This is a genomic window from Niallia taxi (assembly GCF_004005475.1).
In the GTDB taxonomy this organism is placed as follows: Bacteria; Bacillota; Bacilli; order Bacillales; family Cytobacillaceae; genus Niallia; species Niallia taxi.
Map to the genome: position 1 here is coordinate 393,792 of NZ_RZTZ01000004.1, position 19,517 is coordinate 413,308.

The 19,517-nt window shown below is 34.4% G+C and carries 13 protein-coding genes; 12 read left to right on the top strand and 1 reads right to left on the bottom strand.

The annotated features are described in order from the left end of the window. Positions 1 to 473 precede the first annotated feature (473 nt). Genes EM808_RS13425 through cydC form a run of 4 tightly spaced genes read left to right on the top strand, consistent with a single transcriptional unit; the run spans position 474 to position 6,322 of the window. Positions 474 to 1,826 carry a cytochrome ubiquinol oxidase subunit I gene (locus EM808_RS13425; protein WP_127738706.1) on the top strand — a complete coding sequence of 451 codons (1,353 nt, stop codon included), beginning with the start codon at positions 474 to 476 and terminating at the stop codon, positions 1,824 to 1,826. After that, complete coding sequence (locus EM808_RS13430; protein ID WP_127738707.1) at positions 1,823 to 2,836, top strand: cytochrome d ubiquinol oxidase subunit II; 1,014 nt, start codon at positions 1,823 to 1,825, stop codon at positions 2,834 to 2,836. The genes EM808_RS13425 and EM808_RS13430 overlap by 4 nt, the downstream gene beginning before the upstream one ends. Before the next feature lie 37 nt (positions 2,837 to 2,873). Next, positions 2,874 to 4,607: a thiol reductant ABC exporter subunit CydD gene (cydD, locus tag EM808_RS13435; RefSeq protein ID WP_127738708.1), complete on the top strand. Its 1,734-nt coding sequence runs from the start codon at positions 2,874 to 2,876 to the stop codon at positions 4,605 to 4,607. Continuing rightward, positions 4,604 to 6,322 carry a thiol reductant ABC exporter subunit CydC gene (gene cydC / locus EM808_RS13440; protein WP_127738709.1) on the top strand — a complete coding sequence of 573 codons (1,719 nt, stop codon included), beginning with the start codon at positions 4,604 to 4,606 and terminating at the stop codon, positions 6,320 to 6,322. The genes cydD and cydC overlap by 4 nt, the downstream gene beginning before the upstream one ends. A 626-nt stretch (positions 6,323 to 6,948) precedes the next feature. Here cydC and EM808_RS13445 read toward each other — a convergent pair. Next, positions 6,949 to 7,977, bottom strand: a complete 1,029-nt coding sequence (locus EM808_RS13445) for an AraC family transcriptional regulator (RefSeq protein WP_164849661.1) — start codon at positions 7,975 to 7,977, stop codon at positions 6,949 to 6,951. 213 nt (positions 7,978 to 8,190) lie between these two features. On the opposite strand from EM808_RS13445, the gene EM808_RS13450 reads away from it, so the two are divergent. The 8 genes from EM808_RS13450 to EM808_RS13485 all read left to right on the top strand — a co-directional run bounded on the left by EM808_RS13450 (position 8,191) and on the right by EM808_RS13485 (position 19,464). Continuing rightward, entirely contained in the window at positions 8,191 to 8,625 is a 435-nt protein-coding gene (locus EM808_RS13450) for a PTS sugar transporter subunit IIA (RefSeq protein WP_127738711.1), read from the top strand. After that, entirely contained in the window at positions 8,625 to 9,110 is a 486-nt protein-coding gene (locus EM808_RS13455; RefSeq protein ID WP_127738712.1) for a PTS system mannose/fructose/N-acetylgalactosamine-transporter subunit IIB, read from the top strand. Before EM808_RS13450 ends, EM808_RS13455 begins: the two co-directional genes overlap by 1 nt. Beyond that, complete coding sequence (locus tag EM808_RS13460; RefSeq protein WP_127738713.1) at positions 9,110 to 9,895, top strand: PTS mannose/fructose/sorbose/N-acetylgalactosamine transporter subunit IIC; 786 nt, start codon at positions 9,110 to 9,112, stop codon at positions 9,893 to 9,895. Before EM808_RS13455 ends, EM808_RS13460 begins: the two co-directional genes overlap by 1 nt. After that, a complete protein-coding gene (locus EM808_RS13465; protein WP_127738714.1) occupies positions 9,896 to 10,717 on the top strand; it encodes a PTS system mannose/fructose/sorbose family transporter subunit IID in 822 nt (273 codons plus the stop codon). 150 nt (positions 10,718 to 10,867) lie between these two features. Then, positions 10,868 to 13,474, top strand: coding sequence for a family 78 glycoside hydrolase catalytic domain (locus tag EM808_RS13470; RefSeq protein ID WP_127738715.1), 2,607 nt, complete (start codon positions 10,868 to 10,870; stop codon positions 13,472 to 13,474). A gap of 178 nt (positions 13,475 to 13,652) precedes the next feature. Further along, complete coding sequence (locus EM808_RS13475) at positions 13,653 to 15,533, top strand: beta-glucoside-specific PTS transporter subunit IIABC (protein ID WP_127738716.1); 1,881 nt, start codon at positions 13,653 to 13,655, stop codon at positions 15,531 to 15,533. A 470-nt stretch (positions 15,534 to 16,003) separates the two neighbouring features. Further along, a complete protein-coding gene (locus tag EM808_RS13480; protein WP_127738717.1) occupies positions 16,004 to 18,079 on the top strand; it encodes a methyl-accepting chemotaxis protein in 2,076 nt (691 codons plus the stop codon). A gap of 257 nt (positions 18,080 to 18,336) precedes the next feature. After that, positions 18,337 to 19,464 (top strand): SH3 domain-containing protein, encoded by a 1,128-nt coding sequence (locus tag EM808_RS13485; protein ID WP_235856614.1) that lies wholly within the window; start codon positions 18,337 to 18,339, stop codon positions 19,462 to 19,464. Positions 19,465 to 19,517: the final 53 nt, after the last annotated feature.

Sequence of the window (19,517 nt, forward strand, 5' to 3'; positions counted from 1 at the left end):
GCAAGAAATATCGGTAAAAAAGATAATAGGAAAGAAGTAAGAAGTAAGAAGTAAGAAGTAAGAAGTAAGAAGTAAGGCTTCCATTGTAGATTGGGAGTTTATTAGTTAAATACAATGCTTAATTATTATTTAACTAGGAGGTACAGGTAATAAAGGCAACCTGTATAGCTTAGTGAAAATGGAAAACTTATCCTTACGAAAATTGACACAAAAAGTACACCGATTGTTCACAATTTTTTTATTACTATTCATGTTAACATTATATACATAGTGGTAATAAAGAAATAAAACCTTATTCATGAAGAAAACCAAGGGTAGATTACGTTAGAAAAGTAATCTGTACATAGGATAAATGCAATTTTGTTTAAATTAGGATTTTGGAGTTGTTTGAATGGAGCAATCTGTTGAAGGTACTTAGGTTTGCAATGGATTGTTCATCATTTCACATAAATTTACATTAGGAGGTTGAAAAAATGGAGTTTGATACAGTTACGATAAGTAGATTAATTACAGCTATGACTCTGATTTTTCATATTGTTTTTGCTACTTTAGGTGTAGGTGTACCATTATTTATTTCATTAGCTGAGTTTATTGGCATTAGAAAGAAAGATAAACATTATGAATTATTAGCTAAACGATGGTCCAGAGGGTTTGTTATATCTGTAGCAATAGGGGTAGTTACTGGTACTGCTATCGCTTTACAGTTATCACTCGTTTGGCCAAACTTTATGCAGCTTGCAGGAAATGTCATCGCGCTGCCACTGTTTATGGAGGTTTTTGCGTTTTTCTTTGAAGCTATTTTTCTTGGAATTTACCTTTATACATGGGATCGTTTTAAAAGTAAATATACGCACTGGTTAATATCCATACCTGTAATTATTGGTGCTGGTATGTCAGCCGTCTTTATAAGCACAGTTAATTCATTTATGAATTCACCTTCTGGATTCACAATGGAAAACGGTGAATTTTCGGCAGTTAATCCACTTGAAGCGATGTTAAACCCATCCACTCCAACAAGAGTTTTTCATGTTTTAGGAGGCTCATACTTAACAGTTGCAGCAATCTTAGCAGCTATTGCGGCATTCGCACTATTAAGAAAAAAGGGAGCTGCAGAATATCATAAAAAAGCATTGAAAATGACTGTTATTTCTATGTTTGTTTTTTCGGTCGTAACAGCATTAGGTGGGGATTTGTCAGCAAAATACCTAGCAAAACATCAAACAGAAAAACTAGCAGCCGCAGAATGGCATTTTGAGACAGAAGGAAATGCGGATTTAGTACTTTTTGGTTGGTTAAATGAAGATAATGAAGTCGTTGGCGCCATTCGGGTTCCCGGTTTCTTAAGCTTTTTAGCGCATGGTGATTTTACTAGTGAGGTAATAGGGCTAGAAGCAACACCTGAAGGTGAACGTCCGCCATTGATTATTCATTACTTGTTTGATTTGATGGTTATGATTGGCTTCTTTTTATTAGCAGTTTCGTTTTTGTATCTTGTCTTAAGCAGATTTAAACGCTGGGATGTCCACAATAAATTTATTCTATGGCTTCTTGCTCTTGGCGGTCCACTTGCGATGTTAGCAGTTGAGTTCGGGTGGCTTTTCGCTGAGCTTGGCAGACAGCCATGGATTTTGAGAGGCTACATGACAGTAGAAGAGGCTGCGACTAAATCACCTTATATTGTGCATATGTTCTTCTTATTTTTAGCATTATACGTAGTGCTTGGGACATTATTTATTCTTACCTTAAGAAAATTATTTAAAGATAATCCAGTGGAGCTTGATTTGGAGAAGCACTACCCTGAACTATCAAAGGGGGATAAAAAATGAGCTATGAAATCATAGGGATTAGCGTATTATGGCTGTTTTTATATGGTTATCTTATTGTGGCATCAATTGATTTTGGTGCAGGGTTTTTTGCTTATTTTGCTAAGGTAACAAAACGAGATCACATCATAAACAAAATTATTTCGCGATATTTATCTCCAGTTTGGGAGGTAACCAATGTATTTCTAGTATTCTTTTTTGTTGGTATTGTTGGTTTCTTTCCATCATCAGCCTATTATTATGGATCTGCATTACTTGTACCTGCAAGCTTCGCCATTATTTTAATAGCGATTCGAGGCTCGTTTTATGCTTTTGAAAATTATGGATCAAAACAAAGTAATGTTTATATGTTTCTATATGGTGCTACAGGGTTGTTTATCCCCGCATCGCTGTCGGTTGCTTTAACGATTTCTGAGGGCGGATTTATTACTGAACACAATGGTCAAGTTTCATTAAAGTATTTGGAGTTATTTACGAGCCCATTGGCTTGGAGCATTGTTGGGTTAGCGATAGTATCCGTTCTGTTTATAAGTGCAAGCTTTATTACTTATTATGCTTCAAAAGCAAATGATAAACCAGCTCTTCATTTAGTGAGGAAATGGGCTCTGTTTTGGGCTACACCAACCATTATTATGGCATTAACAACAATGATTGCTTTAAGTCAGAGGAATCAGCAAAATTTCGAAAATATGATCGATTTATGGTGGGTTTTTGGTCTATCCATGGCATTTTTCTTAATCGCCATCAGTCTATTATATATTGGTAAATATTATGGTGTTGCCTTTATTGCCGTAATGATGCAATTTTTCTTGGCATTTTTCGGGTACGGAATGGCTAAATTTCCATATTTACTTTTCCCACAAATAAATATAGAAGAGAGTGCTACAAATCCTTCGATGGCAATTGCACTTATCGCTGCATTTATAGGAGGACTGCTTTTATTAGTTCCATCTCTTATTCTGCTTATGCGTCTATTCTTATTTGATGCAAATTATGCCAAGGGAAAGAAGTAATGAAAATACTAGATGATTACAAAGGGCTGAATTGATTATGCAAAAGCTAAAGCAAACCATATGGCTATACAAAAAAAGTATCTTTATATTAATGGGATTAACTTTATTACTTGGCATAGCAATTATTACACAGGCTTTTGCAATGACAAGGATTGTTGACGGAGTATTTTTGAAAGACGAATCTTTTACGGATATTGTACCATGGCTACTACTCTTATTATTGATATTACTAATGAGGTCCGGCTCGGATTATTTAAGTAAACGTATCGGAGTTTCCATAGCTAGTGATGTTAAGGGAAATATTCGTCGAGAATTATTAACAAAATATACGAATAGCTCCTTGCATATTGCTGGACAAGGACAAACAGGGAAAAAGGTTAGCATGCTGCTTGATGGCGTTGATGAAATGGACAGCTTTTATAGTCAGTTTATCCCACAAGTGATGCAGAGTATATTTGTGCCTATATTAATAGTAATTGTAGTTTTTACACAGCATGTGAACTCTGGTCTAATATTAATCGTTTCAGCACCTTTTATTCCGATTTACATGATTATCATCGGTATTAAAACTCAAAAAAAGTCAGAGGAGAAGTTAGAGAAATTAGCTTCTTTTTCTGGCAAATTTCTTGATACATTAAAAGGGCTTGTTACGTTAAAGCTATTTGACCAAACGAACCGTCAAAAGGATGAATTAGAAAAAACGAGTTTGAGCTTTCGTGACACAACACTTGATATTCTTAAAATTGCCTTTACACAATCCTTTGCACTTGAACTTATTTCCATGTTAAGTATCGGAATTGTTGCACTGGAACTGGCTATTCAAATGATTATTTATCAAAATATATCCTTCTTTCCAGCCTTTTTCATTTTAATTCTAGTTCCGGAGTTTTTTACATCATTAAAGGAATTAGGATTAACGTTTCATAATGGCAGGGCAAGTATGGGAGCAACAAAAAAAGTATTGGAAGAATTTGAAGAGCAAGATAGTTTAATAGTATGGGGAGCACAAGAAATACCTGAACAGGGCAATTCACCAACTATAAAGCTTGATCATGTAGGTTATACCTATCCTGATGATGGCTTTCAATTACAGCCCATCACTGCTACATTTCTACCAAAACAAAAAATTGCGATAGTTGGTGCAAGTGGCACAGGGAAATCTACGTTACTTCATTTATTGGCAGGGATGATAACGCCAGATAACGGGTCAATTAAACTCAATAATATGGAACTCACTGCCTATACGGAAGCATCCTGGTTAAAACAGATTTCTTATATTTCGCAACATCCTTATATGTTTTCAGGAACGATGTATGAAAATATTTCAATGGGCATTACAGAAGCTGTGGATGAAGATGCTGTATATGAAGCTGCAAAACTAGCAGGGCTTGTACCGCTAATTACTTCTTTAGAAAAAGGGCTACAAACAAGCATAGGCGAAGCTGGGAGGGGGCTCTCAAGTGGAGAGAAGCAGAGGGTGTCCATTGCACGAGCCTTCCTTAAAAAACCAAAAGTTGTTTTACTTGATGAGCCAACACGAGGACTTGATCTAGCTACGGAAGGTATTTTGCAGCAATCGATTGAAAAACTAAGCGAAATGGCAACCGTTATAACTGTTGCTCATCGTTTGCACACCATTCAAAATGCAGACCAAATTCTTTATTTGGAAAAAGGACGATTACAAGCAATCGGTACACATAAATACTTGCTAGACAATGTACCGGCATATAAAAAAGTTGTTACTATTCAAAAAGGGGGGGCAAAACAATGAGATCATTGTTTAATGTGATTAAGTTAATGCTAATCGAGAAAAAAGATATAGTGATCGCAGTTATTTGTGGATTCATTGCTGGTATAAGCAGTGTTGGTCTTTTTGCTGCAAGTGGTTACCTTATATCCAAATCTGCCTTAATCCCTCCCTTTTATACATTAATTATTTTAACATCTGCTGTGAAGTTACTTGGTCTTGTGAAAGCAGGAGCGAAATATGGAGAACGTCTTTATTCTCATAGAGCCACATTTACAATTTTAAGTAATTTACGAGTAGCATTCTTTGAAAAATTAACGCCACTAGTTCCAAATGTATTCCATAAATATCGAAGTGGTGATTTACTGGCACGTGTTGTTGGGGATGTGGAGAGCCTGCAAAATTTCTTTTTGAGAGTCTTTTACCCACCAATTGTGTTATTACTAGTCTTTATTAGTACCATTCTCTTTACAAGCTTCTATTCCATCCAGATTGCAGTCATATTAATAATCGGATTCCTATTGACTACCATTATTATTCCAGCTCTATTTACATTAAGACAGGTGAAAATTAACGGAAGAGTTAGGAATGAAAGAGGTCATTTATCAACATATATAACAGAAATGATGTTTGGATTTCGCGATTTAAAGCTGTTTCAACAATTGCAGATAAAACAAAACCATCTATTAAATCAATCGGAAGCCTATATTACTCAACAAAAGGCTGAAAATATAAATAAAATTTCCAGTCAATCGTTTAATGGCTTTATTACCTTCGTAGTTAGCTGGTTTGTATTAGCAATTGGCGCGTATTTAGTGACTACTGGGACATTAGAAGGGGTTTTTCTTGCAATGCTTGTCATGATTTCCTTAACTGTTTTTGAGTCCGCTGCACCGATGGCAGTCTTTCCAGTTTATATGCAGGAAAGTAAGGATGCTACACAGCGTTTATATGAAGTAATAGAAGACCCTGATATTCAGAGTATCGGTACACAGTCATCTATTTATAAGCTAGCAGATAAAGCACCTGCCCTTACCTTTAAAGAGATCCAATTTACTTATCAAGGAGATTGGCGCACAATCATTACGAATCTAACATTAAGCATTCCAGCCAAATCCAAGGTCGCAATTGTTGGTGCAAGTGGTTCAGGCAAGTCAACCTTGCTGCAAATCATTTTAAAGTTAATACAGGTTCAAAAAGGAACAGTTAATTGGGATGCACATGATACAGCTAGTATTGCTGATGAAGCAATCTGGGAAAAAACAAAGGTAGTATTACAGGAAAATCATTTTTTTTACGGTACAATCCGCGAAAATCTTCAATTAGCAGGTAATGACCTTACTGATGATGTGCTGAAGGATGCCTTATATAAGGTGAATCTTGAGCATTTTTCATTAGATCAGCCTGTATTAGAGAATGCTGAAAATCTGTCTGGTGGCGAAAGACAGCGTCTAGCAATTGCTAGAGCTTTCCTTAAGAATGGCCATCTCTGGTTATTAGATGAACCAACTTCATCACTAGATTCACTGACAGAACAAACTATTTACCAAAATTTATTTGAAGCTGCCGAACAAGATACATTAATTCTAGTCAGTCACCGGTTACAAGGATTAGACAAAATGGATACAATTATTGTAATGGATCAAGGAAATATAATAGAATCTGGCTCTTATCAAGAGCTGATGTTTAAGGAAGGCTATTTTTATCAAATGAAAATGTTGGAGGAAAGTTTGCTGTAAAGAAAGTCAGTAAAAATGCTATGTTATCAGCACATATATATATAAGGAAATAATAAAAGGCAATATTTAAAGCAGTTATGACTGAAGTCAATAACGAAACTTTGTACGATAGAAAAATGTAGTTGATGACTTACTTCATGATAATCAGTGTTTAATCAAGAGGCTGGGACAAAACAAAAGATAAGCTTTCTAAACACGAATAATAAAATTATATTTAAATTTGAAAATGAAACACGTAACTAAATAGAATGCGGGTTTGAAATTAGTTCGTTTCATTCCGCTGCAGCCACTCGCTTTCCGCGGGGAGGAAGCTGAGCCTCCTCGTCTTCGCCTGCGGGGTCTCATCCTTTCCTCTATTTCCCTTAGTAGTCGAGTGGCCTCCGCTCCATTTCACTTAGATTTCTAATTATTATATTAATTCTAAAAACAAAAGACCGAACTATTCAATTAATGGTTGATTAAATAGTTCGGTCTTTACGCTGATTCACATACTTATGTCCCAGCCTCTTTTTGTGTTCGGTTACTTCGTTAGTTGAGTATTAATAGTTGAAACACTTCAAATATTTTTTTTATAAACGTAGGTCTGCTTAGTTCGGATTCATTCATACTTAATAACTGTAATTGCTCTAACTATCTCTGTACTCTTTTGGTGACATCCCAAAAAGTGCGTTGAATTTTTTATAAAAAAATGCAACGTTTTTATAGCCAACTGTTTGAATGATATATTCAATCGAAACAGTAGAATTTTTAAGCATAAAACATGCTTGATTTAAACGCAGTTCTTGAATAAGTTCTATAAATGTTTGGCCTGTACTTTTCTTGATATATCGACTTAGATAACTTGGATTATATCCAAATTTATTTGCTAATGACTCTAATGTACAAGTACTATAATTATTTTCAATATATTGGAGGATATCAATAATGTACATATGATTGGATTTCTGATACTCAATTGATTTCTCGTTTTGATGTGCTTTAATTAGCTCTGAAAAAATTATAATCATATATGCATCAATAGTGTCTACTGAATAGTAGGTACTATCAAAATAATTGGATAATAGCCCTTCCACAGCATCCATTAATAGTTCTGAGTTATTTGTGTTGAATATAATGTATTGATTATGATCATGTGTCTCAGAGATAGATTCTACTGCAAATCGAGAAATAATATTATTGGACCCAAGTCTACTTAACATTTTATTTGAAAAATATTTTTTGTTCATTAGAAAATTTATTAATATGTCATCTTCAGATGTATCTAGTATTTTATGGGAAACATCTGTATCTAAAATGCATACGTACCCTTGTTGTAAAGTAACCTGATGATCATTAATTATCATATTTATCGTACCTTTATACACATATGTCATTTCGACAAAGTCATGTACATGAAAGGGCGTAAAGGAAAAGCGAGCATGTTTGAAAATAAGGAGTGGCAGCTTTTCTAAATATCGAGCGATATGAGGAGTCCTTTTAAGTGATTTTTGGAGATGTCTTTCAAAGGTATAGGTATAAATCTGTCTGTTTTGAGAATCTAGTACATAATTAAAATAAGGGAAATCATACTCACCGGAAATATTTACATTGGTTTTACACGCTTGTTCTGTAGGTGACAGTGTCGTTAATTTTTCTCTTAATTCATATTTATTCATAGAATTTGTCCTCATTTCTAAAAGTAAAAAAAGGTTAGTGAACACGTAAAATAATGCTATTAAATTACGAAGATATTATTTGTTAAGATTAAATTGTTAGCGCTAGCAATATTGTAAAATAGCCTTTTTTAGTAGTCAAATTAAATGAAGAATTCTTTTTAGGACATATCTAAAAAATCGCTAAAAACAGATTTAAGAAAAAGGTGAGAAAATTTGAAACAAGAAGTTGCTGTTATCTTAGCAAGTCATGGGAACTTTGCTGTCGAAGCATTAAACAGTTTAGAAATGATAATGGGAAAACAACAAAATATTCAAGCTATATCATTGCATCCTGGTGAAGGGTTAACGGATTTAATAGAAAGAATGGACATCATTTATCAAGGATTAGAGAAAGAGCATGGAACTATTATAATTAGCGATATCTTCGGTGGAAGTCCGAGTAATGCTGCAACAGCCCTCTATTTAAAGTATCCAGATTACCCGATAGCTTTATTTACTGGTTTAAATTTAGGAGTATTAATAGAATTGGCGACAATAAGGGATAGGGAATTCAACGAAGTATTACAAGCTATTGATAATATATGTGGACAGATTTGGTTAAGAGTAGATCAAAACCTGCATAAAGGGATTGAAGAGGAGGATCTATAATGGCAATCGAGTTAGTAAGAGTGGATGATCGCTTAATTCATGGTCAGGTTGTAACGACCTGGGTTAAGCAAAAACAAATTGAACAGATTTTAATTATAAACGATCATATAAGAAATGATGATGTACAAAAGTCAGTATTTGATTTAATGGCTCCAGAAGGCGTAATTGTTCGGACCTTTGGTGTAACTGAATTCTCTGCTATTTATAAAAAAACAACAATTAAAAGGCGAACATTATTATTATTAACGACCCCTATAGATGCGCTTACGTTAGCTCGCGAGACAGTTAAATTCGATAAATTAAATTTGGGAGGCGTCAAATATTCTCCTGAAAGGAAGCAATATACAAAATCGGTATCGCTTACACAACAAGAAGTGGCTTCACTCGAGGATTTAGCAAAGATGGGGGTTATGGTATCTGTGCAAATGGTACCGTCTGATAAAGAAATTCCTGTTGCTGATTTCCTAAAAGAAGGAGGTAAGTAATGTTAATAACTTGTATTTTATTAGCAATATGGGCGGGATTTTGTACAGTAGATGAAAGAACTTTTTGGTTTGGTACACCGAAAGCATTGCTAGCTGGATCTGTAGCAGGAATTATAATGGGAGATATAACAACTGGTCTTGTTATTAGTGGTACCTTGCAACTAATGTGGTTAGCTAATGCCGGAATAGGTGCCTATATTCCACCAAATGAAGCAACAGGATCTATTATTGGTGTAGCTGTTGCAATTATGGCGAATGGCGGAGTGGCAACAGGATTGGCTATTGCTATACCTACTGCTCTTCTTTGTCAGCAAATTATAATGCTAACCAATACTTTAAATATTGTTTGGATTCATCGGGCTGAGGCAGCTATTGAAACAGGTGATTTTGATAAAGTAGCAAGATATAACTATTATGGACTTCCATTTAGTTTCTTAGCAGGGGCATTACCTGTATTTGTCGCTGCGTATTTTGGAGGTCCAGCTGTTGAATCATTAATAAATTTAATTCCAACAAGCGTATTTGATGGGCTTACGGTAGCTGCTGGAATAATTCCTGTTGTAGGAATGGGAATGCTATTAATGATGATGATGGGTAAAAACATGTGGATTTTCTTATTATTAGGTTTTGTATTGGCTGCTTATCTTGGTCTAGGAACGATTCCAATATCGATTATAGGTATTTGTCTTGCTTTTTTCTATGACTTGATTATTAATAAGGCAGATAAAAATGACTTCGATGCAAATAATGGAGGCAATTTTCAGGGAGAGGAGTATGATTTATAGATGGAAAATGAAAAGAAACTTAGTCGTTCTGATTTAAATAAAGCTTTCCTTCGTTCTAATTTTTTGATGGCCTCGTCTAACTTTGAGCGTATGCAAGCATTAGGCGCCTATTACTCCATTGTGCCAGCATTAAAGAAATTATATCGAAATAGTGGAAAAGAAGAAAGAGCTGCAGCAATTAAAAGGCATTTAGAATTTTTTAATACAAATCCATATGTATATGGTCCAATATTAGGGATATCCATGGCAATGGAAGAAAATACGAAAGAGCATGAAAAGGAATCTGTTATCTCAGTAAGAACTGGACTTATGGGCCCAATGGCTGGAGTAGGAGATAGCTTATTAGCAATGACACTCGTGCCTATTTTCATGAGCATAGGGGCAGGACTTGCGATTGAAGGAAATCCATTGGGACCAATATTATTCTTTTTCTTATTTAGTATCGTTATTTGGCCAATTAAGTATAAAGGCTTGTTCTTAGGATACGACAAGGGATCTGCACTTCTAACTGGAGCAAATGGCAGTAATATCTTAAGAAGAATCTCTACAATGGGGAATGTTGTGGGGATGATGGTGGTAGGCTCGCTCATAGTATCTACTGTGAAAATATTTACTCCTATTGAATATACTGCTGGTGAATCTACTATTAAAGTTCAAGAAATGCTGGATGGAATTATGCCAGCTTTGTTGCCATTTTTACTAACTATTCTTGTTTACTATCTGTTGAAGAAAAAGAATGCTAAAAATGCTGTTCTCATCATTATTGCCATTATGGTAATTGGAATCACATTATCATTATTAGGTGTATTGGGACCAAATTAATGAAATATCGGAATTAATCATAGGGGCAGATTAATTCCGATATGTATGGAGTTTTTATTGGGAAATTAACCTCTTGATAAAACTGAATTTTCTGTCAAAGATTTATGATTTTTTAAAATATAATCATTTTTGGAGAGAAGGTAAATTAAATTGATTTATATTAATGGCAAATTAGATAACAATTCTGTTGATACCTCAGAATTAATAGATATTAATTGGAGTGAAATGGAAATTCCACAGACTGGTTATCAATTGATCATAATGGACGAGAATGGAACCCAAGTTTTTAATGAAGAGAAAAAAAGTAATATACCATTTGTAAATATAGTGGTTAGTCCGTTAGAAAAAGATAAAGAAAGAAGAAAATTAATATTAAAATTAATGATTTATAATGAGCTGGATATGATAAATGACTATACTACGGCTTTTTATACAATAAATAAGCAGTTAACTAACGCAAATTGGATAACCAGAAAAGATAATCCTATTGAAAAGGAGTATGAGTTTTACAAGGATAAACCCAATATTGTCTTAAGTAAAGAATTTATCAATTCAGATGATGGAAATACCTTTCTCGATATTTGTGGACTAGGCTACTATAATGTCTTGATTAATGGGAAGGCGATTAATTCTTACTATTTAAATAGTGATGTTACTAATTATGATAAAGCTGTATATTTTGATACATATAAAATAGATGATTTTCTAAATAGCGGCATAAATACTATCACTGTTGTGTTAGCAAATGGATGGTATAATTCAGCACCTATTCTGCTATTAAAAAAATACAATGTAAGGAAGCAGATGAGTACAGGTAAGCCTTGTTTAATCGCCCAAATATCAAAAGTAGGGAAGAATGGGCAACAGGTGATTACACAGACCGATTCAAGTTGGAAAAGTAATCTTGGTAATTACTTATTTGACAATATTTATATTGGTGAACGTATTAATTTTAGAGAAAAATATCCACAAGAAAAATGGAAGAGAGAAGTTGATTGTCACACGGTTTGTATACCAGGTCCAAGTGGCTCATTAATACCTAGCCGAATCCCTAAGATTAATAGAGGGAAGAAACATGAACCAAAAAGTATTCTAAAAATGGGCAAAGGTTATTTAATAGAATTTGATCAGATAATATCTGGTCACTTTGGATGTGAATTAACTGCGAGTATAGCTTCCGATATCAATATAAAATATGCCGAAGTTTTGACTAATAATGAATTAGATTATGCCAGTTCTTTAGCTGGTTATTATGGTGCAGATGCAACTGATTACGGATATAAAGAGGATTCACCTACAATTCAAGAAGACACATTATTTCTTGCGAAGGGAAAAAATGAATTTGAAAATCAGTTTACCTATCATTCTTTTAAATTTGCTTATATTACTTCGAATAACCTGGAAGCTATCCAAATTGAGAATATACATGCCTATAGTGTGCATACGGCAATGGAATCTTCAAGCACTTTTACATGTTCAAATAAATGGTTAGAAGAATTACATAATGCAGCAATAGAAACGAAATTAAACAATATTCATTCCTATTATGAAGACTGCCCGAGAGAAAGATTAGGGTATGGGGGGGATATTGTAGCATTAATTGAATCCCAAGTGTATTCCTTTGAATCGAAACTTTTGCTTGAGAAAGTATTAAATGATTTTGAATTGGAACAATCTTCAGATGGAGGTATAACCCAAACAGCACCATTTATGGGAATCCAGACACATGGACCTAGTAATAAAGCTGGTTCATTAGGATGGCAATATGTTTATCCAACTATTATAAGAAAATTAATGAAGCACTATGGAACACCCGAACAAAAATTTAATAAAGATTCGATAAATAAGCATATAACCTACCTACTAAATTTCGATTATGATTATATAAAGCATTGTTGTCTCGGTGATTGGGGCAGTATGGAAACGACTATTATTAAAGGTAAGGAAACACCAATAGATAAAGAATTTTGTTCTGCTGTTTTTTTTCTACTAAATCTTCAAGAGTATTATCTATTATTATCAGAGTTAAATATAGAGAATACGGAGGAACTTGAACTTATAAAGAATTTAAGTGAAAAGATAGCGGATACAAAAGATAATATTGTGAAGGATTTTTACAATGAAAAAGGATACTTTCAAACAGGCAGCCAATCCAGTTATTTATTTGCTTTAAAAGCAGGAATTTGTCCAGATTATCAACTGACTTATAATCAATTTATCTCACAAATAGTTTCAGACAATAATGTTGTTAAGGCAGGAATATTTGGAATGTCTTGGCTCTATGAAATAGTAGAAAAAAAGGACTATAAGTATATTTATAATTGGTTATGTAGCAGGGAATATCCGAGTTATTACAGCATGTTAGAAAGTGGGAATGGTATTTTATCCGAGTACTTTATTGAGGATAAGGATAAATTCATCAATTCTTCTAAGAATCATGCCATGTTTTCATCTTATACCCCCTGGTTCTTTCATGCCCTATTAGGAATAGAAATTAGCAATCGGGCAAAAAATAGCGATAAATTAACGGTTAATCCTTATTTTCCGGAAGATATGGAGTTCGCAAAAGGATCCTTGAAAACTTCAAGAGGAGAGATTACGTCTTCGTGGTCGAGGAAACCAAAATTCATAGAGTTTGAAATTACGGTACCTAAATCAATTGATATTGAATTGGGCCTAATGGAAAAAGAAGTAGAATGTGTATCAAGAGGTTTCTATGATAAATACCGGATTCGATATGCTATTAAAGGGGAGTAATTTTATTATAAGCTTGAACGATATTTAGTAACATTTTGATTCTCTCTAATAAGAATGGCACCACATGTTTAAATAAAATTGGGGTGCCATTCTTATTTTCCTGAAAATATCTGAATGCAAGCTATTTATCTTAAAGTTACTTATTTAAGAAAGTGTTAATTTGAAAAGGAGGGTAAATATGTCTGGAAAGTACAATCAACTTTCGAAGGAAATTATTAATGGTGTCGGTGGAGAGCAAAATATTATCAGTTTATATCATTGTGTTACTAGACTAAGATTTAAACTGAAAGATTATAGTATTGCTTTGGCAAATAAATCTACAATCGAAAAGTTACCTGGGGTAATTTCAGTTGTAGAAGCAAATAGCCAGTTCCAAGTTGTTATTGGAAATGAAGTATCAGAAGTTTATCAGTTTATAATGAAAAAATACAATATTAAGAGTGCTTTAGGTTCAGAAAGTGACTATTCAGATGATATAAAAGTAAAACAAAATGGTAATTTTTTAATGCGATTTTTTAACGTTATCTCTTCTATTTTTAACCCTTTAATTATTTCCATTGCAGGGGCGGGTATGATAAAAGCACTTCTTGTGTTATTTGTACAACTGAATCTTTTAAATCCTGAAGGGAGTACGCATAAAATATTTTCAGCAGCGGGAAATGGTGTCTTCTATTTTTTACCGTTATTCCTAGCAATAAGTGCAGCGCGTGTTTTTAAGGCGAACCAATTTATATCATTAGGAATAGTTGCATCATTACTTGAGCCTAATTTTGTTGGGCTTGTTACGGAGCATGGTGTGAGTGTTGAATTTCTTGGTGTTTCCACTGTATTAATGAGCTATTCAGGCACTGTAATACCTGCTATTGCAGCAATATATATATACTCCCATTTAGAACGATACTTGAAAAGATTTATACCAAAGAGCATACAAATATTTGCTTTATCGATGTCTGCACTAATTATTATGGTTCCATTAACAGTTATGGTAATTGGTCCTCTTGGAGTTGGAATAGGGAATGGTCTAGGGACTGTCATGAATTTTATTAGCTCTGAAAGTGGTCTTTTCGCTGGGTTAATAATAGGAGCTGGTTGGACTTTTCTAGTAATGTTGGGTATTCACTGGGGTGTTGTGCCAATCATGATTAATAATCTAGCAACCTATGGATTTGATACTTTGCGACCAATGATAGCTGCGTCTGCTTTTGCCACTGCTGGTGTTGCCTTAGGAGTATTTTTAAGAAGTAAAAATAGTGGTACAAAAAGTTTGGCTTTATCCTCCCTTTTCCCATCATTACTTGGAGGCATTGGGGAGCCGATTGTTTATGGTCTTTCCGTCCGATTCAAAAGGCCATTAATTGCCCAAACAATTGCAGGAGGAGTAATGGGGGCTTTTATGGGTGCGATGCAGACAAAAGCGATTGTTTATGTATTCCCAGCTTTGACCACGTTACCAGCCTTTCTTGGGGATACTTTCGCTTATTATGTGATAGGAATATCCGGAGCATTTATTTTGAGTGCAATATTGACATATTTTATCGGATTTAAAGAAGAGGACCAAGACAAACTAATTAAGAAAAAAACAGCGGCAAATAAAATGGAGATGCCGGTAATTGGTCAAACCATATCCTTGGATGAAGTGAATGATGAGGCATTCTCATCAAGAACAATGGGCGATGGTATTGCCATTATTCCAACAAAAGGAATTCTCTTTTCTCCGTTTAATGGAAAGGTGGAGCTTACATTCCCGACTGGCCATGCATTCGGGTTAAAGTCGCAAACTGGAGTGGAAATATTAATGCATATTGGCATAAATACGGTAGAGCTACAAGGAGTAGGATTTGATACAAAGGTAAAAGCTGGTGAAACAGTTGAAAAAGGCCAAGTGTTGGCGAAATTTAATTTAGAGGCAATACAAAAAGCAGGTTATGATCCTACAACAATAATGCTTTTCACCAACCTATCTGAAGAGGTTTTCGAAGAAATTGTTGAAACAAGTGATAAGGAAATTGTTCATTTAATGAAATGGGAAAATGGTGAAGGGGTAACAGCTACATTATGACCAATGCAAAAAGAGCAAGGGTTAAAGAATGATGCGAAACAAGAGGAATTGACTGGAAAGGCCTCGTTAAGCGGAAGTATTGAAAAAATAAGTATGGACTACAAATGGAGTATTTTTTAAGTGGATTTATAGAATCTAATTTAAAAGACAAGAATGTAAAGACACATCACTTAAAAAGGGATCTTTATGATATATAGTGTTTTAACCAATGAAGCTGGGATATAACATGGTAAGTTTAATACAAAATCGAACTATTAAGCATTTATTGATAATAGTTTGGTTTTTTTGTTTTTTCTACCCCTTTTTAGTAGAAGTTAACCGAAGTTTTTTTGCATCTAAGTCCATAGTAATACTTCAAGAAAATACATATGTCGAAATTTGCGTTTTTTTATGAAAGGTACTTCATAATTCCTTCTGCCTAGACGATAGTAGTCATATAGTAATTTATATTAAAGTATGCAGGGGGAATTATGAAATTCAAACATCGTAAGAAAAGTATTGCAGCATCACTAATTTCGTTTGTTGTTCCTATCATTATTATTGCGTTAGTTGTTATTTCGTCAATTGGCTATACCTTTTCAAAACAAATCATCAAGCGACAACTGGATTATGCAATGAATACAAAATTAGAAGAAACTGCTCAAGGTATTATTACCATTTTGGAAAAGGAAAATGGTTTAGCCAACAGTTTGGCAAAAACTGTTGAAGTTAATTCTGACTTATTAAAGGATAATGATTATAATGGTTTATTACAAAATTACATTCCTATGTATAATGAAACATTTGGGATGGGAATTTGGTTTGAGCCAAACGCAGTTAAAGGTAAAAAACAGTATGCACCATATGCTTATAAGGATGGAGAAAATGTTACTGTTGATGATTCCTATACTACAGGCGACCTATATATTTGGTCTACAGAGTGGTATAAAGTTGGTTCTCAAGAAAATGGGGGCTGGACAAAGGCGTATGAAGATCCATCTACAAATGTTTCGATGGTTACATCTGCTTTTCCTTTTAAGAATCAAAATGGAAACTTAATGGGTGTCGTTACAGTAGATGTTGATATTAGCAGCATTCAAAAGTTAATTACGGAAGCAAACATTGATTACGATGGGAAAGCCATGTTGGTACAAAACGATGGAATTCTTCTCGGTGGTGTAGATGAAAAGCGTTTAACAAAGGAAAGTATCTTGGATGATAAAAATTCCTCCTTGGTAACTGCTTCTAAATATATGCTAGCGAATAAGACGGGAAAAACTGAATATACAGCAGATAATGAAAAATATCTCTACTACTTTTCAACTATTCCTAATACAGACTGGAAAATAGGGATAAGTGTAAGTGAAAGTAAACTATTTGATAGCCTTAATGACTTGCTAAGAATTTTTGTTCTATCTGGACTTGTTTCGATTGTATTGGTCACGATAGCAATTGTTATTTACTCAAATCGTATGGGGAAAACAGCAAAGAAATATAGTAACATTGCAGAGGTTGTGGCAGATGGCGGTTTAGTTAATGAATTTGCAGAGAAAGACCTGACAAGAAAAGATGAGCTTGGAGATATCGGAAGATCATTGTTTAATATGCAAAATAACTTAACAGATGTTATTAATAACTTCCAGACAAATGCTTTAAGTATTGATGATCATGCTCAAAACCTTTCTTCGTTTTCTCAACAAATGAGTGCCACTTCGGAAAACGTTGCAACAGCAATTACAACTGTCGCGGAAGGTGCAACAGAGCAGCATCATAAAATAAAAAGTGTAAATTCTGGGTTAAATCAATTTGGAACAAGCTTAGATAGTATGACGCAATCAATTAATGATGTCGATTCTTCCACTAATTCTATATTAAGTATGGCAAATGAAAGCAGTCAAGAAATGAATATGATGATGAAGGCTTTCGAATCATTAAATACAACATTTATGGAATTAATAGAGAGAGTAAAGTCAGTTGAATTAAACATCCGCAATGTTAATGAGATGACAGAAATTATAAATTCAATCGCTGAACAAACGAATCTGTTAGCATTGAATGCAGCTATTGAAGCAGCAAGAGTTGGTGATTCAGGAAAAGGTTTTGCTGTAGTAGCAAATGAAATCAGAAACTTGGCTGAAAAAAGCAGAGAGTCTTCTGACAAGATTGATTCCATTATTAATGGTGTTTCTAAAGATACTACGCAGATGGTTGAATCCGCAGAAGACGTTAACAAAGAACTTCTATCACAAAGAGGACAGTTAGATACAACTATTCATTCTTTTGAGGAAATAATAAATGCAGTAGAAGAGATTTCACCTAAAATCAAAGACATTAAAGATTCTTCAATAAAAATCCAACAAGAAAAAACGGTTATTATGGAAGAATTGGATCAAACAGGAGCTATAGCAGAAGATGTAGCTGCCTCAGCAGAGGAAATTTCAGCATCAGCAGAGGAAATGTCTGCTTCCATCCAAGAAGTCAGTGCATCAGCTGTCAGCTTAGGTGAGATGACCTATGAAATGAAGACTAAAATTAACTTCTTTAAATTAAAGAAAAAAGAAGACTAGTATTTTATTTTAATTTGAAAGAGGCACGGATTTTATCATTCGCGCCTCTTTTTTATTTACGAGCCCTAGTAGGTACTGTTAATAAATCATTTATTGCAGGATTAAAAATAAGAGTGATAAGGGTATGAAAGGTAGTGCAACCTCTAGGAATAGAATTATGTCAACGATTACAATTTAATGATTTTTTTGTGATGAAATCTAGTAATCGGATAAAACCTGTTACAATATGGAGGTTATCAGGAAAGGAAGTGAACAGAGTGAAGAAGTATATTTGTATGCTGCTTACATGCTTAGTTATTAGCTCTAGTTTAGTTGTAGGTGCGGGGATTTTAACACCAGCTGTTGCAGAAGCAGCAAGTTCGGTAACATACACTGTAACGGCAGATACATTGAATGTTAGAAGCGGTTCAAGCACTAAGTCTAAAGTGATTGGTTCTGTTAAAAAAGGAACAAAGTTGACAGTTCAGAAGAAGGAATCTAATGGCTGGTATAAGATTACCTTCAAAGGGAAAACGGGCTATGTCAGCGGTGCATATGTGAAAACGACTACATCTGCGACAATGACTACATATACAGTAACGGCAGATACACTGAATGTAAGAAGCGGGTCAAATACAAAGTCTAAAGTGATTGGTTCTGTTAAAAAGGGAACAAAGCTGACAGTTCAGAAAAAGGAATCTAATGGCTGGTATAAAATTGACTTTAAAGGAAAAACAGGCTATGTCAGCGGTACATATGTAAAAGCGACTTCAACTAATAGCTCTTCTAAGCAATCGATTGTGGATACTGTAAATAATATGAAGACACTTGGTAATGCCCAACAGCTGATTTTAGTTACATCAGCGAATTCTTCATCGAAAACAGCTGCAATCAGAACATTTGAGAAATCAAAGGGTAAGTGGAAGCAAGTCGATTCAATGACAGGTGTCCTTGGCAAAAAGGGGATGACTGACAAAATGTCAGAAGGCTCACAAGCTTCGCCAACAGGAAAATATACGATTGGTACTGCGTTTGGGAGAGGTGCAAATCCAGGTACTAAATTACCATACCGTAAAATTACGAATGATGATGTATGGGTTGATGATCCAGCTTCTTCCTTATATAATACATGGCAAAAGGCTTCCAAAAACAATGGACGCTGGAAAAGTGCAGAAAAAATGAATATTCCTGAGTACGATTTAGGGTTTGTTATTAATTACAATACGAAAAACCCAGTTGCAGGCAAAGGTAGTGCGATATTCTTCCATGTTGCAGGGAAATACGGCTATACTGCCGGCTGTACGGCCACGTCAAAATCAAATGTTACAACTGTTTTAAAATGGCTGAACCCAGATAAAAACCCTGTTATCATCCAGACACCAGACTCTGGCTTAGGCAAATACTAGTTATACCATGAACCTCACTCCTAGAGCGGGGTTCTTGTTTTGTGCAATACATA

Coding starts and splice junctions, on each gene's coding strand:
- EM808_RS13425 (WP_127738706.1), top strand. CDS start 474: ATGGAGTTTGATACAGTTACGATAAGTAGATTAATTACAGCTATGACT.
- EM808_RS13430 (WP_127738707.1), top strand. CDS start 1,823: ATGAGCTATGAAATCATAGGGATTAGCGTATTATGGCTGTTTTTATAT.
- cydD (WP_127738708.1), top strand. CDS start 2,874: ATGCAAAAGCTAAAGCAAACCATATGGCTATACAAAAAAAGTATCTTT.
- cydC (WP_127738709.1), top strand. CDS start 4,604: ATGAGATCATTGTTTAATGTGATTAAGTTAATGCTAATCGAGAAAAAA.
- EM808_RS13445 (WP_164849661.1), bottom strand. CDS start 7,977: ATGAATAAATATGAATTAAGAGAAAAATTAACGACACTGTCACCTACA.
- EM808_RS13455 (WP_127738712.1), top strand. CDS start 8,625: ATGGCAATCGAGTTAGTAAGAGTGGATGATCGCTTAATTCATGGTCAG.
- EM808_RS13460 (WP_127738713.1), top strand. CDS start 9,110: ATGTTAATAACTTGTATTTTATTAGCAATATGGGCGGGATTTTGTACA.
- EM808_RS13465 (WP_127738714.1), top strand. CDS start 9,896: ATGGAAAATGAAAAGAAACTTAGTCGTTCTGATTTAAATAAAGCTTTC.
- EM808_RS13475 (WP_127738716.1), top strand. CDS start 13,653: ATGTCTGGAAAGTACAATCAACTTTCGAAGGAAATTATTAATGGTGTC.
- EM808_RS13480 (WP_127738717.1), top strand. CDS start 16,004: ATGAAATTCAAACATCGTAAGAAAAGTATTGCAGCATCACTAATTTCG.